Annotated in this window: 24 protein-coding genes and 1 tRNA gene; 10 read left to right on the top strand and 15 right to left on the bottom strand. The window is 64.6% G+C overall.

All coding sequences use genetic code 11. The features are described from left to right. Position 1: 1 nt before the first annotated feature. Positions 2 to 766 (bottom strand): helix-turn-helix transcriptional regulator, encoded by a 765-nt coding sequence (locus E5554_RS15710; RefSeq protein ID WP_136187380.1) that lies wholly within the window; start codon positions 764 to 766, stop codon positions 2 to 4. 92 nt (positions 767 to 858) lie between these two features. Here E5554_RS15710 and E5554_RS15705 point away from each other — a divergent pair, with 92 nt between their 5' ends. Both E5554_RS15705 and E5554_RS15700 read left to right on the top strand, forming a co-directional pair. Next, on the top strand, positions 859 to 2,073 hold the full coding sequence (locus tag E5554_RS15705) for an MFS transporter (RefSeq protein ID WP_125985877.1): 1,215 nt from the start codon (positions 859 to 861) through the stop codon (positions 2,071 to 2,073). Between the two features lie 71 nt (positions 2,074 to 2,144). Then, positions 2,145 to 2,897 (top strand): sulfite exporter TauE/SafE family protein, encoded by a 753-nt coding sequence (locus E5554_RS15700; protein WP_136187379.1) that lies wholly within the window; start codon positions 2,145 to 2,147, stop codon positions 2,895 to 2,897. 177 nt (positions 2,898 to 3,074) lie between these two features. Here E5554_RS15700 and purC read toward each other — a convergent pair whose 3' ends face one another. The 7 genes from purC to E5554_RS23085 all read right to left on the bottom strand — a co-directional run bounded on the left by purC (position 3,075) and on the right by E5554_RS23085 (position 9,787). Continuing rightward, positions 3,075 to 3,857, bottom strand: a complete 783-nt coding sequence (gene purC / locus E5554_RS15695) for a phosphoribosylaminoimidazolesuccinocarboxamide synthase (RefSeq protein WP_004207352.1) — start codon at positions 3,855 to 3,857, stop codon at positions 3,075 to 3,077. Positions 3,858 to 3,984: 127 nt separating this feature from the next. Beyond that, a complete protein-coding gene (locus tag E5554_RS15690) occupies positions 3,985 to 5,259 on the bottom strand; it encodes an aminotransferase class V-fold PLP-dependent enzyme (protein WP_136187378.1) in 1,275 nt (424 codons plus the stop codon). 90 nt (positions 5,260 to 5,349) lie between these two features. Continuing rightward, on the bottom strand, positions 5,350 to 5,484 hold the full coding sequence (locus E5554_RS23505; protein WP_004207350.1) for a hypothetical protein: 135 nt from the start codon (positions 5,482 to 5,484) through the stop codon (positions 5,350 to 5,352). A gap of 35 nt (positions 5,485 to 5,519) precedes the next feature. Then, complete coding sequence (otsA, locus tag E5554_RS15685; RefSeq protein WP_136187377.1) at positions 5,520 to 6,926, bottom strand: alpha,alpha-trehalose-phosphate synthase (UDP-forming); 1,407 nt, start codon at positions 6,924 to 6,926, stop codon at positions 5,520 to 5,522. After that, entirely contained in the window at positions 6,923 to 8,647 is a 1,725-nt protein-coding gene (locus E5554_RS15680) for a glycoside hydrolase family 15 protein (RefSeq protein WP_136187376.1), read from the bottom strand. The genes otsA and E5554_RS15680 overlap by 4 nt, the downstream gene beginning before the upstream one ends. A gap of 143 nt (positions 8,648 to 8,790) precedes the next feature. Continuing rightward, a complete protein-coding gene (otsB, locus tag E5554_RS15675; protein ID WP_136187375.1) occupies positions 8,791 to 9,555 on the bottom strand; it encodes a trehalose-phosphatase in 765 nt (254 codons plus the stop codon). Between the two features lie 61 nt (positions 9,556 to 9,616). Next, entirely contained in the window at positions 9,617 to 9,787 is a 171-nt protein-coding gene (locus E5554_RS23085) for a hypothetical protein (RefSeq protein ID WP_004207346.1), read from the bottom strand. A 131-nt stretch (positions 9,788 to 9,918) separates the two neighbouring features. Here E5554_RS23085 and E5554_RS15670 point away from each other — a divergent pair, with 131 nt between their 5' ends. The 4 genes from E5554_RS15670 to E5554_RS15655 all read left to right on the top strand — a co-directional run bounded on the left by E5554_RS15670 (position 9,919) and on the right by E5554_RS15655 (position 15,331). Further along, positions 9,919 to 10,839, top strand: coding sequence for a LysR substrate-binding domain-containing protein (locus tag E5554_RS15670; RefSeq protein WP_210729758.1), 921 nt, complete (start codon positions 9,919 to 9,921; stop codon positions 10,837 to 10,839). 39 nt (positions 10,840 to 10,878) lie between these two features. Next, on the top strand, positions 10,879 to 11,109 hold the full coding sequence (locus tag E5554_RS15665; RefSeq protein WP_017499512.1) for a type II toxin-antitoxin system CcdA family antitoxin: 231 nt from the start codon (positions 10,879 to 10,881) through the stop codon (positions 11,107 to 11,109). 71 nt (positions 11,110 to 11,180) lie between these two features. After that, the gene (parC, locus tag E5554_RS15660) at positions 11,181 to 13,508 is read left to right on the top strand and encodes a DNA topoisomerase IV subunit A (protein WP_136187374.1); all 2,328 of its coding nucleotides are present in this window, start codon (positions 11,181 to 11,183) and stop codon (positions 13,506 to 13,508) included. 68 nt (positions 13,509 to 13,576) lie between these two features. After that, positions 13,577 to 15,331: an EAL domain-containing protein gene (locus tag E5554_RS15655; protein WP_136187373.1), complete on the top strand. Its 1,755-nt coding sequence runs from the start codon at positions 13,577 to 13,579 to the stop codon at positions 15,329 to 15,331. Here the strand turns inward: E5554_RS15655 and E5554_RS15650 are convergent. From E5554_RS15650 to E5554_RS15635, 4 genes are read right to left on the bottom strand one after another with little or no spacing between them, the layout of a single operon-like run. Beyond that, complete coding sequence (locus E5554_RS15650) at positions 15,295 to 16,506, bottom strand: CCA tRNA nucleotidyltransferase (protein WP_136187372.1); 1,212 nt, start codon at positions 16,504 to 16,506, stop codon at positions 15,295 to 15,297. The two genes, E5554_RS15655 and E5554_RS15650, sit on opposite strands and share 37 nt — an antisense overlap. After that, entirely contained in the window at positions 16,487 to 17,098 is a 612-nt protein-coding gene (locus tag E5554_RS15645; RefSeq protein WP_004207340.1) for a CoA pyrophosphatase, read from the bottom strand. The genes E5554_RS15650 and E5554_RS15645 overlap by 20 nt, the downstream gene beginning before the upstream one ends. Continuing rightward, positions 17,095 to 17,661 carry a DUF1285 domain-containing protein gene (locus E5554_RS15640; protein WP_136187371.1) on the bottom strand — a complete coding sequence of 189 codons (567 nt, stop codon included), beginning with the start codon at positions 17,659 to 17,661 and terminating at the stop codon, positions 17,095 to 17,097. The genes E5554_RS15645 and E5554_RS15640 overlap by 4 nt, the downstream gene beginning before the upstream one ends. A gap of 51 nt (positions 17,662 to 17,712) precedes the next feature. Beyond that, complete coding sequence (locus E5554_RS15635; protein ID WP_136187370.1) at positions 17,713 to 18,231, bottom strand: N-acetyltransferase; 519 nt, start codon at positions 18,229 to 18,231, stop codon at positions 17,713 to 17,715. Between the two features lie 125 nt (positions 18,232 to 18,356). Here E5554_RS15635 and E5554_RS15630 point away from each other — a divergent pair, with 125 nt between their 5' ends. Next, positions 18,357 to 18,740 carry a dihydroneopterin aldolase gene (locus tag E5554_RS15630; protein WP_004207337.1) on the top strand — a complete coding sequence of 128 codons (384 nt, stop codon included), beginning with the start codon at positions 18,357 to 18,359 and terminating at the stop codon, positions 18,738 to 18,740. Between the two features lie 60 nt (positions 18,741 to 18,800). On the opposite strand, the gene E5554_RS15625 is transcribed toward E5554_RS15630, so the two are convergent. Continuing rightward, positions 18,801 to 19,748 carry a 2-oxoglutarate and iron-dependent oxygenase domain-containing protein gene (locus tag E5554_RS15625; protein ID WP_017499520.1) on the bottom strand — a complete coding sequence of 316 codons (948 nt, stop codon included), beginning with the start codon at positions 19,746 to 19,748 and terminating at the stop codon, positions 18,801 to 18,803. 99 nt (positions 19,749 to 19,847) lie between these two features. On the opposite strand from E5554_RS15625, the gene E5554_RS15620 reads away from it, so the two are divergent. Both E5554_RS15620 and E5554_RS15615 read left to right on the top strand, forming a co-directional pair. Further along, positions 19,848 to 20,255, top strand: coding sequence for an EVE domain-containing protein (locus tag E5554_RS15620; protein WP_136187369.1), 408 nt, complete (start codon positions 19,848 to 19,850; stop codon positions 20,253 to 20,255). A gap of 149 nt (positions 20,256 to 20,404) precedes the next feature. Continuing rightward, on the top strand, positions 20,405 to 20,695 hold the full coding sequence (locus E5554_RS15615) for a hypothetical protein (RefSeq protein ID WP_010337758.1): 291 nt from the start codon (positions 20,405 to 20,407) through the stop codon (positions 20,693 to 20,695). A gap of 77 nt (positions 20,696 to 20,772) precedes the next feature. On the opposite strand, the gene E5554_RS15610 is transcribed toward E5554_RS15615, so the two are convergent. Beyond that, positions 20,773 to 21,075 carry a glycine zipper 2TM domain-containing protein gene (locus tag E5554_RS15610; protein ID WP_004207333.1) on the bottom strand — a complete coding sequence of 101 codons (303 nt, stop codon included), beginning with the start codon at positions 21,073 to 21,075 and terminating at the stop codon, positions 20,773 to 20,775. Positions 21,076 to 21,196: 121 nt separating this feature from the next. Between E5554_RS15610 and E5554_RS15605 the strand changes: the two genes are divergently transcribed. After that, entirely contained in the window at positions 21,197 to 21,634 is a 438-nt protein-coding gene (locus E5554_RS15605) for a cupin domain-containing protein (protein WP_136187368.1), read from the top strand. Positions 21,635 to 22,151: 517 nt separating this feature from the next. Here the strand turns inward: E5554_RS15605 and E5554_RS15600 are convergent. Next, a tRNA-Thr gene (locus E5554_RS15600) sits at positions 22,152 to 22,223 on the bottom strand. Positions 22,224 to 22,231: the final 8 nt, after the last annotated feature.

The following is a 22,231-nucleotide window of genomic DNA, read 5'->3' as shown; positions in this document are numbered from 1 at the left end:
ATCAGGGGCGATAGCGGCTGGGCGAGACGCCCAGCGCCCGCTTGAACATGGTCGAGAAATTGGCCGGCCCGTCATAGCCCAGATCCAGCGCGATCGTCGTGATCGGTTCGCCCGCCGCCAGCCGGGGCAGGGCCGCCGACAGGCAGGCCTGTTGCCGCCATTGTGCGAAGCTCATGCCCGTTTCCTGCCGGAACAGCCGGGTGAAGCGGCGCCGGTTCATCGCCAGCGAGTCGGCCCATTGGTCGATCGTCACATGGGCCTGCGGCTGTTCGACAAAGGCGTGGCAGCGCGCCGCAAGCGCGGCATGGCGCGGGAAGGGCACGGCGAGCGGGATCAGCGGCGCCCGCTCGATCTCCGCCACCAGCAGTCGCATAACGAGGCCATCGCGCGCCGCTTCCGCATATTCGATCGGGACATGGGCGGCCTCCACCAGCAACTGGCGCAGCAGCGGCGACACGCCGAGCACCCGGCAGGACCGGGCCAGGCCGGGATAGACGGCCTGGTCGACCAGCACGCTGCGCGTCTGCACCGCGCCGACCATCCGCACCGCATGGGGCGTGCCGCCCGGAATCCAGACGGCCCGTTCGGGTGGGGCGACCCAGGCGCCCTGCGGCGTGCTGACCGCGACCACGCCGGACGCGGCATAAAGCAATTGCCCGCGGCGATGCTGATGCTCGGCCAGTTCGAAGGAGGGCGGATAATCATTGCCGATGCCGACCACCGGCCGGGGCACATGCTCATGATCGTCCGGGTGCCGCTGGTCCATGATTGTCCCGATCACAAAAGAGATTGGCCCATATGCGGAAGCGGGACGAGAAGGGAAGCGCTAATCGGTCCGGCCTCAGAAAGGAACGGACAATGAAAGAGACACGGATAGACAAGACAGGCGCACAATTGGCAGCGGGCGGCACGGCGTTCGGCGTGATCGTGGCAATCAGCTTCTGCCATCTGCTCAACGACATGATGCAGTCGCTGCTTCCCGCCATCTATCCGGGCCTCAAGAGCGAGCTACATCTGAGCTTCGGCCAGATCGGCATGGTGACCCTGGTCTATCAGATTACCGCGTCGATCCTGCAGCCGATGATCGGCCTCTATGCTGACAAGCGGCCGACGCCGATGGCGCTGCCGGGCGGCACGCTCTTCTCGCTGGCGGGCCTGACCGTGCTATCGATCGCGCACAGCTATGGACTGGTGCTGGTCGGCGCGGCGCTGCTGGGCGTCGGATCCTCGGTCTTCCACCCCGAATCCTCGCGCGTGGCGCGGATGGCGGCCGGCGGTCGCCATGGCCTGGCCCAGTCGCTGTTCCAGGTCGGTGGCAATGCGGGGCAGGCGCTGGGGCCGCTGGCGGCGGCGCTGGTCGTGGTGCGCTGGGGCCAGTCGAGCCTGGCCTTCTTTGCGCTGCTGGCGCTGCTGTCGGGCGCGGTGCTGTGGAATGTCGCCAACTGGTATCGCCATCATGGCCTCAGCCGGTTGCAGGTCGGCGGCGCCGGCGCGCTGCATATCGAACTGCCGCGCGGGCAGGCGGCGCGGGGCATCGCCATCCTGCTGGCGCTGATCTTCTCCAAATATGTCTATCTCGCCAGCCTGACGAGCTATTATACCTTCTACCTGATCCAGCGGTTCGACCTGTCGGTGCAGAATGCGCAGCTCCATCTGTTCGCCTTCCTGGCCGCGGTGGCGGTCGGCACGGTCGCGGGCGGGCCGCTGGGCGACCGGTTCGGGCGCAAATATGTGATCTGGTTCTCGATCCTGGGGGCGCTGCCCTTCACCCTGGCGCTGCCCTATGCGGGGCTGTTCTGGAGCGGGCCGCTGACCGTCATCATCGGCCTGATCCTTGCCTCCGCCTTCCCCGCGATCGTCGTGTTTGCGCAGGAACTGGTGCCGGGCAAGGTCGGCATGATCTCCGGCCTGTTCTTCGGCTTCTCCTTCGGCATGGGTGGGCTGGGCGCGGCCGGGCTGGGCTGGCTGGCCGACCATAGCAGCATCGAGATGGTGTTCCGGGTCTGCGCCTTCCTGCCGGCGATCGGCCTGCTCACCGCCTTCCTGCCCAATCTGGGACGCGAACGGAACTGAATGTCACAGGCGGGGCGGCCCAGGTCGCCCCGCTTATTCTCTTTGCGGGCAACTGCTTATAAGGCTGGGGCATGAGTCCCGACCTTCTCTATCTCGCCTGTGCCATCATCGCCGTCATCATATCGGGGCTCGCCAAGGGCGGCTTTGCCGGTGTCGGGGCGCTGGCCATGCCGATCATGGCGCTGGGCGTCGATCCGGTGCGCGGCGCGGCGATCCTGCTGCCGATCCTGATCCTGCAGGATGCGGTCAGCGTCTGGGCCTTCCGCCGCAGCTGGGACGGGCATATCCTGGCGGTGATGCTGCCCGGCATGGCGATCGGCGTCGGGCTGGGCTATTGGTTCGCGGCGCAGGTTTCCGAAACTGCGGTGCTGGGCGCGCTCGGCGCCATTTCCACCTTGTTCGGGTTACAGCGGCTCTGGGTCGAGCGGGGCGGGGCGATCGTCCTGCCGTCCAGTTCGCCGGGTTGGGTCGGCACGCTGTTCGGCGTCGCCAGCGGCTTCACCAGCCAGATCGCCCATGCCGGATCACCGCCCTTCCAGATGTGGGTGCTGCCGAAAAAGCTGCCGCGCGACATGCTGGTCGGCACCACGGCTGTCGCCTTCGCTGTCATGAACTGGATGAAGGTGCCGGCCTATGCCGCGCTGGGCCAGTTCACCCATGCCAATCTGATGGCGACGGCGCTGCTGGTGCCGGTGGCGGTGGTCTCGACCTTCGCCGGCGTCTGGCTGGTCCGGCGGGTCGATGCTGCGCGCTTCTATACGCTCATCTATGTGTTGATGGTGCTGCTGGGGCTCAAGCTGATGGCGGATGCGCTGATCGGTTGAGAGGCTGTCTCGAAATGCACGAAAGAGCGCATTTCGGTAGCGGCACCGGCCCACACCCCCACCCGACCTCCCATTCAGGATACACTCTGTGGGCGGTCGGGTGGGGGTGTGGGCCGGTGCAGGCGCGCCAAAGGCGCATAACAAAAAGGCCGGCGTTGCGGCCGGCCTTTTCGTAGATCAGTCCTTCTCGCGCTTCTTGCGATGCGTGTCGAGGTCGAGGACGGTGGTGTCCAGCCCTTCGGGCAGCAGGCCCAGGCGGCGGGCCACTTCCTGATAGGCTTCGACTTCGCCGCCGAGGTCGCGACGGAAGCGATCCTTGTCCAGCTTCTCGTTGGTCGCCATGTCCCACAGGCGGCAGCCATCGGGGCTGATCTCGTCGGCCAGGATGATGCGGCTGTAATCGCCGTCATAGAGGCGGCCGAATTCCAGCTTGAAGTCGATCAGGCGGATGCCGATGCCGGCGAACAGGCCGCACATGAAGTCGTTGATGCGGATCGCCATGTCGGCGATGTCGTGCATCTCCTCCTGCGTGGCCCAGCCGAAGCAGGCAATATGCTCTTCGGAGATCAGCGGGTCGCCCAGCGCATCATCCTTGTAGCAATATTCGATCAGTGTGCGGGGCAGCTGGGTGCCTTCCTCGATGCCGAGCTTCTTCGACAGCGAACCGGCGGCGACGTTGCGCACCACGACCTCGATCGGCACGATCTCGACCTGGCGGACGAGCTGTTCGCGCATGTTGAGGCGGCGGATGAAGTGGGTCGGCACGCCGATCTGGCCGAGCAGGGTGAAGATATGCTCGGAGATACGGTTGTTGAGCACGCCCTTGCCCGAGATCGTGCCCTTCTTCTGGGCATTGAAGGCGGTCGCATCATCCTTGAAATATTGGATGATCGTGCCGGGCTCGGGGCCTTCGTAAAGGATCTTTGCCTTGCCTTCGTAGATCTGGCGGCGACGGGCCATGCGCGTTCCTGTCTTTTTCTTACAAAAGATTTTGCCCCGGCAAACGCGAATCGGAAAGGATCAGCGGGTGCCGGGGCTGCTTGGGGTGGCCCATAGAGCAAAGCGCGCGAGGGTGCAATTGTGGCGGCTACGCCCCCTTCATCTTCCGAAATTCGTCGAACAGGCCAAGGAAGCGGTCGATGTCCGACTTGCTCAGGAAATAGGGGGTGGCGAGGCGCAGCTTGCTGGGGTTGCCGCCGCGAATGCGCACCTTGTGGTTCTTCCAGAGCCAGTCCTGCAATTCCATCCGCTGCACCGGCGGCACATTGACGGTCGCGATCGCGCAGCGCAGCGCCGGATCGGGCGAGGTCCAGTCCTCCGCGCCGCGCTTCACCATCTCGGCATGGATATAGTCGGCGAGCATGCGGTTGCGCGCCTCGATCCGCTCCATGCCGATGCTGTCGGCGAAGCTGATCGCGGCGTTGAGGCCCATCAAGGTCGGGATGCAGGAGGAGCCGATCTGCATATAGCGATCCGCCATCCGCGTCGGGTCGTCATAACCGCCGGTCGCGATCGTGTTCCAGACCCGGTCCATCACGCTCCTGTCGCGCAGATAGAGGAAGCCGGTGCCCTTGGTCGCGAACAGCCATTTGTGCATCGACCCGGTATAGAGGTCGCAGCCGATATCGTTGAGGTCGACCTTCATCATGCCCGGCGCATGGGCGCCGTCGAAGGCGGAGATGATCCCCTTCGACCGGGCGAGCGCGGCAATCTCCTTGGCCGGCAGCACCACGCCGGTCGAGGTGCTGATATGGCTGACGAAGATGATCCGCGTCTTCGGCGTGATCGCCTCGCTGATGCGGTTGAGGATTTCGGCCGCGTTCTTCGCCGGCTTGGGCATGGCGAATTTCTTGACCACCACGCCATAGCGGCGCGACCGCAGCATCCAGGGCATTTCGCCCGATCCATGTTCCTCGTCGCTGATCAGCACCTCGTCGCCCGGCTTCATGTCGAAGCCATTGGCGATGTAGCTGTTCGCCTCGGTACAGTTGCGCAGGATCGCCATCTGCTCGACCTTCGCGCCCATGAAGTCGGCGAACGGCTTGCGATACTGGTCCCAGGCGCCATAGCCCCAGATCGGATAATCCTCGGACCCTTCCTGGGTCATCTGCTCGGTCGTCTCGAACCCGTCGAAGATCGCCTTCAATACCGGGCGCGGCGAGGAGCCGACCGTACCGACATTGAGGTTCACGACATCGGCCGGGATCAGGAACTGTTTGCGCAGCGCCGCCCAATAGGCATCTTCATTCTTCGCATGGAGATCGGCGGCTGGCAGCGGCACGCTGGTCAGCGCTTGCGCCCCGACCGGCGCGGCGAGCGAGGCGGCAGCGGCGCTGCCGAGGAAGGAACGGCGATCGAGCATGGACATCCCCCATTTGGCGCTCCCGAAGCCGGAGCGGCATCATGTCTGCCGCTGGTTCAACGAGGCGCAAGGGGAAATCCGCAGGGCGCGCTACAGCACGTCGCCGAACATGAACCAGATCAGCGCCAGCCAGGCGATCAGGCCGATGCTGCCAATGATCACGCCGGATTTGGCGCTGATGGCGGCCCACAGGCCGCGCGGTTCGTCATCATCTTCGCTATGCATGGCACCGGCCTAGCGGGGCCGGTGCCTGATCTCAATCATTCGGTCGCCGGTTCCGGCTCGGCCTCCGGCTCTTCCTGGCGGGTCGCCGCCAGCCGTTCGGTAAAGGCGCTGCGCCACCAGCTGATATCCTGCTGCTCGACGCTGTCCATCATCGCCCGCCAGCGCCGCTTGCGCTCGTCGAGTGGCATGGCCAGCGCCCGGTCGATCGCGTCGGACATTTCTTCGGGGCTATAGGGGTTGATGAGCAGCGCATCCTTGAGCTGCATCGCCGCGCCGGCGAAGCGGGACAGGATCAGGACGCCGGGATCGTCCGGGTTCTGGGCCGCGACATATTCCTTGGCGACCAGGTTCATGCCGTCGCGCAGCGGCGTCACCAGGCCGATCCGGGCGGAGCGATAGATGCCGGCCAACTTGTCGCGCGGATAGCCCTGGTTGACGTATCGGATCGGTGTCCAGTCGACATCGCTATATTCGCCGTTGATCCGCCCGGCGAGCGAGTCCAGCGTGGCGCGGATCTGCTGATAGCTTTCTACCTCGCCGCGTGAGGGCGGGGCGATCTGCGCCAGCACGACGCGGCGATGATGTTCGGCATGGTCCTTCAGGAAGCGGGCATAGCCGTTGAACCGTTCTTCCAGACCCTTGCTATAGTCGAGCCGGTCGACGCCGACGATCAGCGAGCGATCCTGCAGCGAGGCGCGGACCTGGCGGTGCATCTCCACCGCCGCGTCGCTGGCGGCGGCCTGCTTGAACTCCTCGGCATTGATGCCGATCGGGCAGGCGACGGCCTGGATGGTGCGACCGCCGACGGTGACGAAATCGCCATCGACGGTGCCGCCCATCTCGCGCTCGACATAATGGCGGAAGGATTCCAGCCATTCCTCGGTGTGGAAGCCGATCACGTCATAGGCGAAGAGGGTGCTGACCAGCTTGGTATGGTGGGGCAGGGATACCAGCAGGCGGGTCGGCGGCCAGGGAATGTGCAGGAAGAAGCCCATCCGGTTCTGATGGCCCCGATCACGCAGCATCTGGCCCAGCGGGATCATGTGATAATCCTGCACCCAGATAATGTCTTCCGGTTCGATCAGCGGGCTGGCGGTGTCGGCGAAGCGCTGGTTGACGCGGTTGTATCCGCCCTCGAAATCGCGGGCATATTCGGCCAGGTCGATGCGGTAATGGAACAGCGGCCACAGCGTCTTGTTGGCATAGCCATTATAATATTCGTCGACATCCTGTTCTTCCAAGTCGATCGTTGCGGTCTTGACCCCGTCATCGTCGGCAAAGCCGATATGGCCGGTGAAATTGTCGGTCGTGCCACCCGACCAGCCAACCCAGATGCCCCGGCTTTCGCGCAGTGCCTGGGCCAGCGCCACGGCCAGCCCGCCCTGATTGGCGGCGCCATTGGGGCGACTGACCCGGTTGGAAATGACTATCAGACGGCTCATCGCATCACGCTCCACGGTTTGCTCAGCAAGACGGCGCAGTTGATGATGCCGACCAACGAATAGGTTTGCGGGTAATTTCCCCAGAGTTCCCCATTATGGGGATCGATATCTTCGGACAGCAGGCCGGCGGCGGTGCGGCGGGACAGCATCTCCTCGAACAGTTCGCGTGCCTCCTCGGTCCGGCCGGTGCGATGCAGCGCCTCGATCAGCCAGAAGGTGCAGACATTGAAGGCGGTGACCGGCTCGCCGAAATCGTCCGGCGCGCTGTAGCGCAGCATGTCGTTGCCGCGGCGCAGATCCTTTTCCAGCGCTTCGAGCGTGCCGATGAACATCGGATCGTCGGCGGTCAGGAAGCGCAGGTCGAGCAGTTGCAGCAGCGACGCGTCGCGCGCGTCATCCTCGAAATTGGCGGAGATCGCCTTGCTGTCGGCGCGCCAGGCGGATTCGATGATGCGGGCGCGCATGGTTTCGGCGCGGTTTTCCCAATGGGCGGCGCGCAGCGGCAGGTCGAGCGCGGTGGCGGCATGGGCCAGACGATCGCAGGCGGCCCAGCACATCACCGCGCTGTAGCTGTGGACATGGGCGCGGGTGCGCAATTCCCACAGGCCTGCGTCCGGCTGGTCATAGACCTGCCAGGCGCGTTCGCCTACCGCCTCCAGCGCCTCGAAATCGGCATGGCCGGCCATGCGCAGCAGGCGCCGGTCGATGAAGCCCTGGACCGAGGACAGGACGATCTGGCCATAGGCGTCATGCTGGATCTGTTCATAGGCGGCATTGCCGACCCGCACCGGCCCCATGCCGCGATAGCCGGGCAGGTGCGCGGCCTCCCATTCATGCAGCGTCGCATTGCCGCGCACGTCGTAGAGCGGTTGGATATGGCCGCCCTTGGCGCCGTCGACGATGTTGCGCAGATAGACGAGATAGGTTTCCAGCACGTCGAGGGCGCCGAGCCGGTTCAGTGCCTCGACCGTATAATAGGCGTCGCGCACCCAGCAGTAGCGATAGTCCCAGTTGCGGCCGCTGTCGGCATGTTCGGGGATGGAGGTGGTGAGCGCGGCGACGATCGCGCCGGTTTCCTCATGCTGGCAGAGCTTGAGCGTGATGGCGGAACGGATCACCGCCTCCTGCCATTCGGGCGGGATGGCGAGGCCGCGCACCCAGAGCTGCCATTCCAGGATGGTGTCGTCCAGCATCCGCTCGATCGCCGGGCGCAGCGCGTCGGAAAATCCCTCGTCCGGCCCCATGAAGAAATGCATGTCCGATTCCAGCCGGAACCAGCTTTCCTGGGAAATGAGACCGATCGGCGCGTTGGTCGATATCCGCATCGCCATGTAGGACAGGACCATGCGGATATGGTTGGAGCCGTAGGTGACCGGGACATTTTCCTTGCCCCAGCTTGTCGTGGGGCGCAGGCGGACGCGGATGCGCGGGCTGCCGGCGGCGGGGCGCACGATGCGCGCGAAGGCGACCGGGCGATACATGCGGCCCTTATGCTTGTGGCGCGGGCAGAAATCGAAAATCTCGATCGCATTGCCCTGGCCGTCGCTCTGGCAGGTTACCAGGATCGGCGTATTGCGGATATAATGCTGCTCGACCGCGACGCAATTTTCCAGCTCGATTGCCCAGAAGCCGCGCGCTTCCTTGCTGTCCCAATGCTTGTTGTCGAGCAGGGCGGAAAAGACGGGGTCGCCGTCGACCCGCGGCACGCAGGCCCAGACCATGCGCCCGGCGCGGTCGATCAGGGCGGATGCCTGGCAGTTTCCGATCGGCCAGAGGTCGAGATCACGCTCGTTTCCGGCCAGGATATGGTCGCTGGTATGGATGATGTTCGGCCCCCTTCGTTCATGCGAATGGTGGCCGCCGGTCAGATGATCGCGGCGACCCCCTGCGCCAGATAATGCCTGACGGCGGCAACCTGTTCCAAGCCGAAGGCCGCGTGCGTGTGCCGTGCGGGCCCGACCAATATACCATGGCCGCCCAATTGCGCGGCGGCGGCGAAACCTTCTTCGTCCGTGACATCGTCGCCGATGAAGATCGGCGTGCCGCCAGCCATCGGCGCCTGCTGCATCAGGCGGGTGACGGCGCTGCCCTTGTCGGCGCCGCCGGGGCGCAGTTCGAACAGCATCTTGCCCGCCTGCACGGCCAGGCCATGTTCCTCTGCAAGCTGATGGGCGAGCAGGCCGGCGGCCTCGCCACAATCGGGCGCGCCGCGGAAATGGAGGCCGACGCTGATCGACTTGCGTTCGACCAGCACGCCGGGACGGGTGTCGGCAAAGATATGAAAGGCCCGTTCGACCGCGTCTATGGCGGGCAGGCGGGGCGGAGCATCCGGCACTTCGCCGGGCGCGGCAAATTCCAGGCCGTGGGTGCCGGCAAGCAGAAAATCCTGAAAGCCGAAATCGCGCAGCGTGGCGATCGACCGGCCACTGACGATGGCGAGCCTCCCCTCCAGCTTGCGCCGCAGCGCCGCCAGCAGGGCGAGCAGATCATCATCGACATGCACCCCGTCGGGCGTGTCCGCGATCGGCGCCAATGTCCCGTCGAAATCGAGGAACAGGGCGGCGCCGGTCAGCAGCGCGGGCGGGGGAGCGGGAAGATCGGGCAGAGGGGGAAGAGCGGTTTCGGGCACGGCCTAAAGGTGGCGCCTGTACCGGAAACCGCAACCCCTGTTTTGCCCCTTGCCGGGATTTTCACGATTGGCAGGGGCGCTTGCATTGGCGTTCATCGGCCCAGGGCGCGCTCCATTCGATGCGGTGAAGCACCCGAAATGCCTGCATCACGCGATGCAGGAAATGGTCGGCACTCTTGCTGATTTCTTCATGGCTGTCGTTCCACAGCCGGGCGTCATATTGATCGCGCATCACTGTTCCTTCCGTCCATGATCATCGCCGGGCGCGGAGGGCCGCCGGCACCGCTGTCTCTGCCCGAACAGCACCCTTGGCGCCAACAAAAGCATGGACAGCATAGATAAGCCTGGCTTATCGAATGGCGCATGTCGCCGCTGCCGCCCCTGTCCGCCATTCGCGTGTTCGAGGCCGCCGCGCGGCTGGAGAATTTCACGGCCGCCGCGCAGGAGCTGGGGATGACCCAGGCGGCGGTCAGCTATCAGGTGAAATTGCTGGAGGAGCGGCTGGGCATCAGCCTGTTCCAGCGAACCGGGCGCAAGGTGGCGCTGACCGAGAAGGGGCGCGAGATCGCGCCGATCCTGACCCGCGCCTTCGACCAGATGCGGCAGGGTTTTGTCGCGCTGACCCAGGATCATTCGGCGGTGCTGAGCATAAGCTGCACCAACAGTTTCGCGCATCTCTGGCTGGCGCCGCGCATCGGCGCCTTCCAGATGCGCCATCCGAACCTCGCCGTGCGGATCATGGCCGATGACGCGGTGGTCGACCTGGCGCGCGACGGCATCGATCTGGCGGTGCGCGGCGGCAAGGGAGAATGGCCGGGGCTGGAGGCGAAGCTGCTGACCCATAACCGGCTGGTGCCGATGTGCAGCCCGGCCTGGCGCGACCGGCACGGGCCGATCGCCGATGCGCAGGCGCTCCATGCCCTGCCGCGCCTGTCGCCCGACGACATGTGGTGGCATGAATGGTTCGCGGCGATGGGCGTGGAGGCCGACCCGGCCGATGGCCCGCCCGGCATCGCGCTCGACAGCCAGGTGATGGAGGGGCGCGCCGCGATCGCCGGGCAGGGGATCGCCATCCTCAACCATTTCCTCTGGAAGGCGGAGGTGGAAGCGGGGCAACTGGTGGAGGCGGTGCCCTCCTATGTCCGCGAAATCGCCAGCTACTGGCTGGTCTATCCGCCTCACGCCCGCAACACGCCCAAGATCAAGGCTTTTCGGGACTGGATCAGCGCCGAGTTTGCTTCCGCCATCGCCGCCGATCCGGACGCGCGTTTCTTGCCGCGTTGATCCATGGCATGATATCGTCCTGCAAAAGGTGATCGGCCAATGGATGACGATGAGTTTGCGGTAAGCCGGGCGCGGGTCGAAGCCGCGCGAGAGCGAAACCTGATTGCTGCTGCCGAAGAACTGGGGATGGATCTCAGTCTACGGTCCGAGCCCGGTTTCGTGGAGGAAGTTCGCCAGCGCTGGATGGAAGCCAATAGGGACGCGATGGAAAGTTGGAATGCGTATGTCGAGAAGCATGGCCTCCCGCTCGATAAATATCGAAATTTTTGATCGCGGCGCCCAGCCTCTGGGCTGAATAATTCTCGTTTCCGTTCACGTTCCGTCCTGCTAAGCCACTCCCGATGACCGATTTTCGCGACCCGTTCGACGCTATCAAGGACCATCCTTTCGACGCGGCGCTCTCGCAGCGCTATCTGGTCTATGCGCTCTCCACCATCACCGCGCGTTCGCTGCCGGACCTGCGCGACGGGCTGAAGCCGGTGCACCGGCGCCTGCTCTGGGCGATGCGGCTGCTGCGGATGGAGCCGGGCGGCGCGAACCCGGACGTGCTGGTCGCCAATCCGGCGCGCAACACCACCAGCTACAAGAAATGCGCCCGCGTCGTCGGCGACGTTATCGGTAAATATCACCCGCATGGCGACGCATCGGTCTATGACGCGATGGTGCGCCTGGCGCAGGATTTCTCGTTGCGCACGCCGCTGGTCGATGGCCAGGGCAATTTCGGCAATATCGACGGCGATAATGCGGCGGCCATGCGCTATACAGAGGCGCGGCTGACCCAGGCGGCGGCCGATCTGATGGCGGGGCTGGACGAAGGCACGGTCGATTTCCGTCCGACCTATAATGGCGAGGATGAGGAGCCGGAGGTTTTTCCCGGCCTCTTCCCCAATCTGCTGGCCAATGGCGCCAGCGGTATCGCGGTCGGCATGGCGACCAGCATCCCGCCGCACAATGTCGGCGAATTGCTGGATGCCGCCACCTTGCTGATCGACAGTCCGGAGGCGGACGACGCCGCGCTGATGGAGATCGTCAAGGGACCGGACTTTCCGACCGGCGGCGTGCTGGTCGATAATCAGGCGATCATTTCCGAAGCCTATCGCACCGGGCGCGGCTCCTTCCGCACCCGTGCCCGCTTCTCCACCGGCCGCAACGAGGATGGCAGCTGGGAAGCGGAAGGGATCGAGAAGCTGGCCGGGGGCACCTGGCAGCTGGTGATTTCCGAAATCCCCTATCAGGTGCAGAAGTCCAAGCTGATCGAGCAGATCGCGGCGCTGATCAACGACAAGAAGCTGCCGATCCTGGAGGATGTGCGCGACGAGAGCGACGAGGCGATCCGCATCGTCATCGTCCCCAAGAGCCGCAATGTCCCGGTCGACGTGCTCAAGGACAGCCTGTTCCGGCTGACCGACCTGGAAAATCGTTTTCCGCTCAACCTCAACGTGCTCGACGCCAGCCATACGCCGCGCGTGCTGGGGCTGCGCGCGGTGCTGGTCGAATGGCTCAAGCACCAGATCGAGGTGCTGGTCCGCCGGGCGCAGCACCGGCTGGAGAAGATCGCCGCGCGGCTGGAACTGCTCGACGGCTATATCATTGCCTATCTCAACCTCGACCGGGTGATCGAGATCATCCGCACCGAGGATGAGCCGAAAGACGTGATGATGGCCGAGTTCAGCCTGACCGACCGTCAGGCCGAAGCGATCCTCAACATGCGGCTGCGCAGCTTGCGCAAGCTGGAGGAAATGGAGTTGCGCCGCGAACATGCCGAGCTGGTCAAGGAACAGGCGGAGCTGGAAAAGCTGGTCGAGAGCCCGGCCCGGCAGCGCACGCGGCTGAAGCGCGACATTGCCGACCTGCGCAAGCGCTATGGTCCCGATACGGTGATCGGACGGCGGCGCACGCTGGTCGAGGAAGCCGGGCCGGCGCGTGAGATCCCGCTGGAGGCGATGATCGAGCGCGAGCCGGTGACGGTGATCCTGTCCGAACGCGGCTGGATCCGCGCGATGAGCGGACATCGCGACCTGGCCGCGGCCGATACGCTGAAGTTCAAGGAAGGCGACGGGCCGCAATTCGCCTTCCACGCATACACCACCGACAAGCTGCTGATGGCGACGTCGAGCGGGCGCATCTACACGCTGGGCGCCGACAAGCTGCCGGGCGGGCGCGGCTTTGGCGATCCGGTACGGATGATGGTCGACATGGACGATCAGGGCGGCATCGTCGCGCTGATGCCGGCGAGGACGGGCGGGCAATTGCTGCTGGCTTCGTCCGACGGACGCGGCTTCCTGGCTGATGTGGCCGATATCCTGGCCGAAACGCGCAAGGGCAAGCAGGTGGTCAATGTCCGCACGGGCGCGAAGCTTGCCGTGGTGCATGCGGTCGATCCGGAGGCGGACAGCATCGCCGTCATCGGCGAGAACCGGAAGCTGCTGGTTTATTCCATCATCGAAATGCCCAAGATGGCGCGCGGGCAGGGTGTGCAGATGCAGCGCTATCGCGACGGGGGGCTGTCCGACGCGATCGCTTTCCGCCTGAGCGACGGGATCAGCTGGGCTATGGGCGGCGAGACCGGCCGGACCCGGACCGAGGCGGACATGACGCCATGGCGGGTAGCCCGCGGTGCCGCCGGTCGCATGCCACCGACAGGCTTCCCGCGCGACAACAAGTTCTGACGCAAATTCAGCACCATCGGCAGATGTTCGTTTCCCGAATATTTACCCTTGGCGGATAAGGCAGAGGCATGAAAGCCATGTCGGTGCGTAGCTGGCCCCCTGAACAGACCAGTGGCCTCCCCTTGCCCGGGGGTGATGACACGCATCTGCCGCACATGATCGGAGCGAGCGAATGGCTCACCGCCCTGTCGCAGGCTGCGGCAATTTTATCATGTGAAAACAATGCAATAAACATTGTTGAGGCGAATGAGCCGTTCCTCAAGGCGTTTCGGGAACATCGCGAACGGACGGCCGCAACGGCCCAGGCATCGGCCGAATGGCGCGCGCGAGTCACCGGTTTTGCCCAGTCGAATCGCGATTCGGAAAGTTTCGAAATCCGCCGCGACGGCAAGCTTGGCCCTGAATATTTTCTCTGCACGCTCGGACGGCTGCGGGCCACCGGCGCGCGCGCCGAACAATTTCTCTTCACCGCGATCGATCGCACCAGCGAGCGGACGATGGAGAAGAATTTGCGGCGCGAGCTGCTTTCCGACGGCCTGACCGCGCTGCCCAACCGCACCGGCTTTGGTGAGGAAATCGATGATCGGCTGGCCAATGGCAGTTGGCCGGACAATGCCCAGTTCGGCATCATCGCGATCGACCTTAGCCGGTTCAGCCGGGTGAATGAATCGCTTGGCCCGATGGCCGGTGATGAACTGCTGATCACGGTCGCCAAGCGGCTCAAATCCTGTCTGCGTCAGGGCGATGTGCTGGCCCGCATCGGCGGCAATGACTTTGCCATTTTTGCACGCTTGAACAATGGCTTGTCTGACTCTCTTCAGATCGTTCAGAGGATCAGGGAGGCGCTGAGTTCGCCGATCCGCCTGTCTGACCTGCAGATCCGCGTCGATTGCGCGATCGGCTGCGCCCTGTCGACGCATCTGGAGGATGATCCGGACGATGTCGTCCGCAAGGCGCAGGCGGCGGTCAAGATCGCCAAGCGCACCGGCAAGGTCGAGATTTATCGCAATGGCGTGCTCAAGGAAGCGCAGCGCCGCTTTTCGATCGAGAGCCGGCTGCGAGATGCGCTGGCCCATGGCGGGCTGACCCTGGCCTATCAGCCACTGATCCATCTCCAGACCGGCGAAATTACCGGTTTCGAGGCGCTGGCGCGTTGGGATGACCCGGAACTGGGCCATGTCTCGCCGGTCGAGTTCGTGCCGGTCGCGGAAGAGAGCGGTCTCATCACCCCGCTCGGTCGCTGGGCCGCCTATGAAGCGGCGCAGGCGCTGAGCCGCTGGGACGCGAAATTCGGCCAGGCCCTGCCGGTCGGCGTCAACGTCAACCTGTCGCCGATCCAGATGGCGCGCGACGATGTCGCGTCGATGTTCGAGGAAGCGCTGCGCTATTCGGGCATTGGCGGCCATCGCCTGACCGCCGAACTGACCGAAAGCGCGATCATCGCCGATCCGGACAAGGCGCGCAAATTGCTGTTCGCGCTCAAGGATTTGCAGATGCCGATCGCGATGGACGATTTCGGCACCGGCTTCTCTAACCTGGCGAGCCTGCACAGCCTGCCGATCGACATCCTAAAAATCGATCGAAGTTTCGTGTCCAACATGCTGGAAGATCACGATAAAGCTGTGATCGTCCGCACCATATTGTCACTGGCGGAATCGCTCAACCTGCGGGTCACGGCCGAGGGTATCGAAACCCAGGAACTGGCCGACATGCTGCAGAAGATGGGCTGCTGGCAGGGGCAGGGCTATTATTTCGCCCGCCCGATGAGCGAAGCCGATGCCTTCGACTATTGGCGCGTGCGCTGGAATTTCGAGACGATCTGATCGGCGATTTCGTCGACCCGGTCGGCGTCGGGGAAATCCTCCGCCACCCATGATTTCTGCACTTCCTGCAAGGCACGGGCGATGTCCGGGCCGGGCTGAAGGCCGCGCGCGATCAGCGCGCCGCCGCCGATCGGCAGGCTGGGTGGGGTCCAGCCGTCGAGGGGGGCCAGTGCCGACAAGGAGGCGGCAGGATCGAGCAAAATGCGGTCGATCGCGCCTTCCACGCCGATCCGGTGCGCCAGCGCGCGCGGCCCTTCGGGTGCGGAGGCGGTTTCGAGCGCGGTGATCAGCCGCTTGCGCGCCTTGTTGGAGAGTTTGAGCCGCGCGCCGATCTGGTCCGCCAGCGCCGCGTCGGCCGGCACCAGCGCGGCCAGCCGGCGCAGTGCCGACGGCGCCATGCTCGCCTCCTCTTCCCGCGCAATCAACTTTGCCAGCCGGTCGATGCCTTCGTGCGTGATTTCGGGCAGCACCGGCAGCCAGATCCCGCCGTCCACCATCAGGCGCAGCGCCGGCACGGGATCGCGCACCACCAGCAATTTGAGCAGTTCGTCGGCGATCCGCTCGCGCGACAGGGCCATCAGGCTGTTGGCTGCGGCGACGCAGGCATCATAGGCCGATGCGTCAACTTCGTTGTCACCATAGCGGGCCAGGAAGCGGAAATAGCGCAGGATGCGCAGATGATCCTCGGCGATCCGCGCGCTGGCATCGCCGATGAAGCGCAGGTGTCGGGCGTCGAGATCGGCCACGCCGCCGAAATAGTCGCTGATCGTGCCGGTCAGGGGATCGGCATAGAGGGCGTTGAAGGTGAAGTCGCGGCGGGCGGCATCTTGCTGCCAGTCATCGGTATAGGCGATGGTGGCGCGGCGGCCGTCGGTGCTGACGTCGCGGCGCAGCGTGGTGATCTCGACCGGCCCGTCGGGCAACACAGCGGTGATCGTGCCATGCTCGATCCCGGTCGGCACCGCCTTGATCCCGGCCGCCTTCAGCCGATCGACTACATCCTGCGGCATCAGGCTGGTGGCGATGTCGAGATCATTGACCGGCAGGCCAAGCAGCCCGTCGCGCACCGCGCCACCGACATAGCGGGCGCGGCCCTGGTCTGCGTCGAGTGCGGCGAGAAGGCCGGAAAGGCCGGAGCGGTGGCGCCACGGGGCGTCAGGAAGAATGCGGGTCATGGCCGAGCCTGCGGGAAAGATTGGCGAGGATGGCAGCGGTCACGCCCCAGATGCGGCGGCCCTGCCAGTCGATTTCATAATATTGCCGCTCGATGCCTTCGAACATCAAACTGCGGCGCACCCGATTGGCCGGATCGAGCGCATAGTCAAGCGGCAGTTCGAACCAGTCGGCCACTTCGCCCGGTTGGGCGCGCAGCGGCAGGTCGGGCGGGATGACGCCCAGCACCGGCACGATGTCGAAGCCGGTGAAGGTATGATAGCGGTCCGACGTGCCGATGATGTCGACCCGGTCGGAGGGCAGGGCGATTTCCTCGCGGGCCTCGCGCAGCGCGCCGGCAATCTCGTCGGCATCGTCGGGATCGACCCGGCCGCCGGGAAAGGCGACTTGCCCCGCATGTTTGCGCAGCTTTTCCGAACGCTGGGTCAGGATCAGGCCGGGATTGGCCCGGTCGGTGATCGCGACCAGCACGGCGGCGGGGGCCAGTGCCATGTCGCCGACGATGCGCGGATCGCGGGTTTCGGACGGCAGCAACTGGATGTCGCGGCTATGCCCGTCGATCAGGGCGGCGCGCAGCCGCTCGGCCAGCGTCATGCCGGGCCATCCAGTGGAAAGAAGCGGCCTTCGCTCCACAGGCCGACCCGCTCGCCCCCTTCATCCAGGGCCAGGTTCATCAGTTCATAATAGACGCTGCGCACGATCAGCGCGTCGAGCCCGGCACGGACGTGGAGATAGGGATGGGGACCATCATCCTTCTCGCGCAGGGTCAGCGCATGATCGGGGCCGGCCGGCACCAGTTCGCCGGTGTTGAGCCGGAAGGCGAGGTTCCGGCTGGCGCCTTCGCCCTCGCTCTTGAGTTCGACCGCAACGAAGGGAGCATCCTCGACCGCGATGCTCAGCTTCTCGACCGGGGTGACGAGCACATAGGAGCCGTCGCCCTCACGCCGCAATATGGTGGAAAAGAGCCGCACCATCGCTTCGCGCCCGATCGGCGATCCCTGATGGAACCAGGTGCCGTCGCGCGCGATCCGCATCTCGCTGTCGCCGCAATGGTCGGGATTCCATTTCTCGACCGGCGGCAGTCGCTTTTCGGCGGCTAGGCGGGCAATGTCGGCGAGCGACAGGTCGGCGAGGTCGGGCAGGGGCTCCATCGGCATGGAAAGCAGATAGGAGCGGCCGGCCCGCTTGGCAAAGGTCTTTCGGTCGGGTCAGGCGGTAACGGTGATTCGCGGCGACAGCATGCCGGTTCCGCCGACCGGGCGGCCATCGACCGACAAGGCAAGCAGGCGCCGGGCCTCGAACGGGCCGGGGCAATCCCAACCGGCGGTGCCGTCGGCGGTGAAGCCCCAGAAGCGGCCATAATATTCCGGATCGCCGATCATCATCAGCGGTTCGCAGGGCTGTGCGCGGGCGGCGGCGACCACTGCATCCATCATCGCGCGACCATGGCCGCCCTTCTGATGCGCTGGCGCAACCGCGACCGGGCCGACCATGATCAGCGGCAATTGGCTGCCATCTTCGTGGGTTAGCGCCACCGGCCAGCTTTGCAGCGATCCGATCAACTCGCCCTTTTCGTCCAGCACCGCAAAGGACAGGGCGGGCAGCCAGGGCATGCCATCGCGGATCAGATAGGCGGTGCGGCCGTGCCGGTCGGGACCGAAGGCGGCGTCCAGCAGGCCCTCGATCGCGTCGGCGGGCTGGCTGTCGAGGGGAAGAATTGCTGACATGTCTTGCCGATCCGCCATCAATGGCGCATGGACCGCGCCGGAAGCGGCGGGCCTATAGCGTCCATGCCGCAAAAGGAAAGATCAAACTGGACCCGCGCCCTTCGCGCGACCGGACATGGCGAGCTATGGACAGCATTTTTGACGATTATCTGACGCTGGAGGTCAACAACCTGCACGTCGACGTATTGACCGGCATCTATTCGGAAGAGACGCATCTGCCCCAGCCGCTGCGCATCTCGATCCGGGCCAAGCTGCGGATCGCGGACCATTATGATCCTGATACGCCGCTCAGCGAGTCGAAAAACTACATGGACCTCAAGCATGCCGCGTCGACCGCGCTGCCCGAGGGGCTGCACTTCACCCTGATTGAAGGCGTGGCCGACCATATCATCGAGACCATCTTCCTGCAGGACGACAAGGTCCGCCATGTCGAGGTGAAGATCGTCAAGCTGGCGCTGAGCGAGCGGGGCGAGGAAATCGGCATCACCCTGGGCCGCGGCCGGAAATAAGCGCCGCTTGCGCTGAGAATGAGAGGCCCGCCGCTGCCGGACGCAGCGGCGGGCATTTTCTTACGCCTTCTTGATCAGGCCGATCTCGATCAGCCGCTCGGTCAGATAGTCATGCGCACTGATCGGCGCCTCGCGGCGCGGATTGTCCGGTGTCACGCATTGCGGCAGCGCGTCGATCATGAAGTCGGGGCGCAGATGCAGGAAGAAGGGCATGGAATAGCGTGAATGGCCGCGCCGTTCGGGCGGCGGATTGACGACGCGGTGGCTGGTCGAGGGCAGCACATGATTGGTCAGCCGCTGCAGCATGTCGCCGACATTGATGGCGAGCGCGCCCGGCGGCGGCACGACCGGCAGCCAGTTGCCGTCGCGATCCTTCAACTCCAGCCCGCCTTCTTCGGCGCCCAGCAACAGGGTGATGAGGTTGATATCCTCATGCGCGCCGGCGCGGATGCCCGGCGCCTCGGGTGACACCGGCGGATAATGGAGCAGGCGCAGGATCGAGTTGCCATCCTTGATCGGGCCGTCGAACCAGCGTTCGGGCAGGCCCAGATAGAGGGCGATCGCCGACAGCAGTTCCGCGCCGACCCGGTCGAACTCGGCATAGAGCGGCGCGAACACGTCGCGGAACGCCGGCATTTCGGTCGGCCAGACATTGGGGGGCATGGTTTCGGCGAGCGGATCGCCGGGCGCAAGGTCGCGGCCGACATGCCAGAATTCCTTGAGGTCATTCTCGCTCGCGCCCTTGGCAATCTCCACGCCGAAAGCGGTGTAGCCACGCTGGCCGCCATTGAACTTGGCATCATAGGCGCGCTTCATTTCGACCGGCTGGGCGAAGAATTCGCGCGCCAGCGCCCATCCCTTGTCGACCAGCGCCTGGTCCATGCCATGGTCCTTGACCATGGCGAAGCCGAAGCGTTGGAAGGAGCCGCCGAAGGCGGCGGCGAAATCGCCCTTGCTCATCTCTGCCATGGACAGGACGGGCACCTGGTCCAGCACGGATTGCGACACGTATATTCTCCAGATCGATTTGGCTTGCGGATGATATAGCGATCAGCCGCGCTGGTTCCCATCCTTGATCGTCCTTGGCGCCTGATGCAAGGATGCGTCATGAACTACTGGCTGATGAAATCGGAACCCGACGTCTTTTCCTATGCCGACCTGGTCAAGAAGGGGAAGGCGGAATGGGACGGGGTGCGCAACCATACCGCCCAGTTGCACATGAAGGCGATGCGCAAGGGCGACCTGGCCTTCTTCTATCACAGCAATATCGGCGTCGAGGCGGTCGGCATCATGGAGATTGTCGAGGAAGCGGCGCCGGACAGCACCGACGAGACCGGCAAGTGGATCGCGGTACATGTTGCGCCGCACAAGAAGCTGGATCGCCCGGTGACACTGAAGACGATGAAGGCGGACCCGGCATTGGCCGACATGGTGATGTTACGGCAATCGCGCCTGTCCGTCGCGCCGCTGACGCCGCAGCAGTTCGAGCATATCGTCGCCTTGTCAAAGGCTTAGAAAAACGAGACTGCCTCGATTGCGTTCCGCGCAACTGGAACGCCGTTTTTTGCGATTGTATGAGTTTTTGCGCTGCAACATATGGGTGGCAACAGAACAGAATGTCCAAGAGGTGTTTGAGGGCATTCACAAGGAGCACACCCATGCGAATGCTGTCCAAGTTTGTTGTCGCCGGCGCCCTGAGCGCCATCGTTGCCGTCGCTGCCCCCGCCAATGCGCAGGACGCCGCCAAGCAGCGCTTCACCCACGAAGGCTACACCTACGTCTATGACGTCAAGGATACCAAGACCGGCAAGGTGATCTCGGGCCGTCGTTACCCCGACGCCGTCGCCTTCAACCTGCAGGTCAAGGGTGACAAGGTTTCGGGCGTCTCGGGCGGCCAGACCGTGTCGTTCAAGGTCGATGACGCGCGCGGCGCGGCTTCGGGCGCGACCAACTAAGCCTTTTGGCCTCGGCCATCAAAAAGGGCGGCTTCCCATTGGGAAGCCGCCCTTTTTCGTTGTCCTTGACGACGGGATCAGCGGCAGCGACGCTTGCTGTCGATTTCCTTGCCGAGCAGCGCGCCGCCGGCAGCGCCCAGGATGGTGCCGGTCGCACGGTCGCCGCGGGTGTCGATCGCGCGGCCGACCAGCGCGCCGCCGACGCCGCCGATGATCAGGCCGGTCGTGCCGTCGGACTTGCGGCAATAGGTGCGCCCGTCGCGACCGCGCCATTCCTTGTAGCGATAATGTTTGCGGGCCTGTGCGCCGTCCGTGGGAACGGCCATCGACACGGGAATGGCCAGCGACAGGGCGGCCATGGCCATCAGGGCGTTACGCATAATATCTCCTCCGAATTGCGTTGTCAGCCGATTGAACCCCTGCCTATTGACCTAGGTTGCATGAACCTCTGACAACGGCATAAGTTTTTGTTTCAGCGGAAATTAAATTTGAGGTGAAGCGATGAACGCAGGCGACGGGCAGGATGCTGCCGCACTGATCCGGGCGCTCGACCTGGCCCCGCATCCCGAAGGCGGCTGGTATCGCGAGACCTGGCGGGCCCAGGCGGCTGCGGGCCAGAGAGCGGCGGGCACCGCGATCCTGTTCCTGCTGGAGGCGCATCAGCGATCGCACTGGCATCGGGTCGATGCCGACGAGATGTGGTTCTGGCACGCAGGGGCGCCGATCATCCTTGGCATCGCTCCGCCGGAGGGGCTTGGCGTCGATCATCACCTGGGCCCGGATATCGCCGCGGGACAGATGCCGCAACGCCTGGTCCCGGCGCATCATTGGCAGGCGGCGCGGCCGGTCGGCGGATGGGCGCTCGTCAGTTGCACGGTCACGCCGGGCTTCGACTTTGCGGGCTTCACGCTCGCGCCGCCCAATTGGGCGCCCGCCTGAAGCGCGCGGATTTCCGCCGATTTTCAGACTTATCCAAAGTTATCCACAGATTTGTGGCGCGGCCTGTCTTCAAACTGTCTGAATCCGCTTTGTGCGACTCGCGGATCGTGACAGCATCCTCGTATCGGGACAGTCGGCAAGGAGCGATCCAAAGCCGGAAAATCCAAGAGAAATCAAGGATTTTTTTGCCCTGATGGTCCGTTGGAAGCTGCCATGCGCGAGGATGGCAGGGACGATCGGATCCCAGCCTTTCAGGATGATGCCGGGTACGCGCGAAAGTGAACGTCGGGCTTCAAACGGAAGGATAGCAGAGGTGAACAGACCTTAGGGCTCGTTCTCCCGCGCGAAGATGTGGCAACACATCACATCGCCGGACCGGAAGGCGCAATCCGCAAGGGCATGTGGCCGAAAGGAACCGACGTTAGTGGGGGCCGGCAGCAATGTCGGCCCCCATTTTGTTTCCGGGATGCCGAGTGCCATCGAGTGCGCATGAGCGCACTGTTCAAGAGTCCGTCGGTGCCGGCTGAGGGGATCGAACCCCCGACCTTCGGTTTACAAAACCGCTGCACTACCGCTGTGCTAAGCCGGCGCACCCGA

This window comes from Sphingobium sp. PAMC28499, from assembly GCF_004795815.1.
Classification (GTDB): Bacteria; Pseudomonadota; Alphaproteobacteria; order Sphingomonadales; family Sphingomonadaceae; genus Sphingobium; species Sphingobium yanoikuyae.
The sequence above is the reverse complement of the archived record's forward strand: the minus strand, read 5'-3'. Positions and strand labels throughout refer to the sequence as shown.

Coding starts and splice junctions, on each gene's coding strand:
- E5554_RS15710 (WP_136187380.1), bottom strand. CDS start 766: ATGGACCAGCGGCACCCGGACGATCATGAGCATGTGCCCCGGCCGGTG.
- E5554_RS15705 (WP_125985877.1), top strand. CDS start 859: ATGAAAGAGACACGGATAGACAAGACAGGCGCACAATTGGCAGCGGGC.
- E5554_RS15700 (WP_136187379.1), top strand. CDS start 2,145: ATGAGTCCCGACCTTCTCTATCTCGCCTGTGCCATCATCGCCGTCATC.
- purC (WP_004207352.1), bottom strand. CDS start 3,857: ATGGCCCGTCGCCGCCAGATCTACGAAGGCAAGGCAAAGATCCTTTAC.
- E5554_RS15690 (WP_136187378.1), bottom strand. CDS start 5,259: ATGCTCGATCGCCGTTCCTTCCTCGGCAGCGCCGCTGCCGCCTCGCTC.
- E5554_RS23505 (WP_004207350.1), bottom strand. CDS start 5,484: ATGCATAGCGAAGATGATGACGAACCGCGCGGCCTGTGGGCCGCCATC.
- otsA (WP_136187377.1), bottom strand. CDS start 6,926: ATGAGCCGTCTGATAGTCATTTCCAACCGGGTCAGTCGCCCCAATGGC.
- E5554_RS15680 (WP_136187376.1), bottom strand. CDS start 8,647: ATGGTCTGGGCCTGCGTGCCGCGGGTCGACGGCGACCCCGTCTTTTCC.
- E5554_RS23085 (WP_004207346.1), bottom strand. CDS start 9,787: ATGCGCGATCAATATGACGCCCGGCTGTGGAACGACAGCCATGAAGAA.
- E5554_RS15670 (WP_210729758.1), top strand. CDS start 9,919: ATGTCGCCGCTGCCGCCCCTGTCCGCCATTCGCGTGTTCGAGGCCGCC.
- E5554_RS15665 (WP_017499512.1), top strand. CDS start 10,879: ATGGATGACGATGAGTTTGCGGTAAGCCGGGCGCGGGTCGAAGCCGCG.
- parC (WP_136187374.1), top strand. CDS start 11,181: ATGACCGATTTTCGCGACCCGTTCGACGCTATCAAGGACCATCCTTTC.
- E5554_RS15655 (WP_136187373.1), top strand. CDS start 13,577: ATGAAAGCCATGTCGGTGCGTAGCTGGCCCCCTGAACAGACCAGTGGC.
- E5554_RS15650 (WP_136187372.1), bottom strand. CDS start 16,506: ATGACCCGCATTCTTCCTGACGCCCCGTGGCGCCACCGCTCCGGCCTT.
- E5554_RS15645 (WP_004207340.1), bottom strand. CDS start 17,098: ATGACGCTGGCCGAGCGGCTGCGCGCCGCCCTGATCGACGGGCATAGC.
- E5554_RS15640 (WP_136187371.1), bottom strand. CDS start 17,661: ATGCCGATGGAGCCCCTGCCCGACCTCGCCGACCTGTCGCTCGCCGAC.
- E5554_RS15635 (WP_136187370.1), bottom strand. CDS start 18,231: ATGTCAGCAATTCTTCCCCTCGACAGCCAGCCCGCCGACGCGATCGAG.
- E5554_RS15630 (WP_004207337.1), top strand. CDS start 18,357: ATGGACAGCATTTTTGACGATTATCTGACGCTGGAGGTCAACAACCTG.
- E5554_RS15620 (WP_136187369.1), top strand. CDS start 19,848: ATGAACTACTGGCTGATGAAATCGGAACCCGACGTCTTTTCCTATGCC.
- E5554_RS15615 (WP_010337758.1), top strand. CDS start 20,405: ATGCTGTCCAAGTTTGTTGTCGCCGGCGCCCTGAGCGCCATCGTTGCC.
- E5554_RS15610 (WP_004207333.1), bottom strand. CDS start 21,075: ATGCGTAACGCCCTGATGGCCATGGCCGCCCTGTCGCTGGCCATTCCC.
- E5554_RS15605 (WP_136187368.1), top strand. CDS start 21,197: ATGAACGCAGGCGACGGGCAGGATGCTGCCGCACTGATCCGGGCGCTC.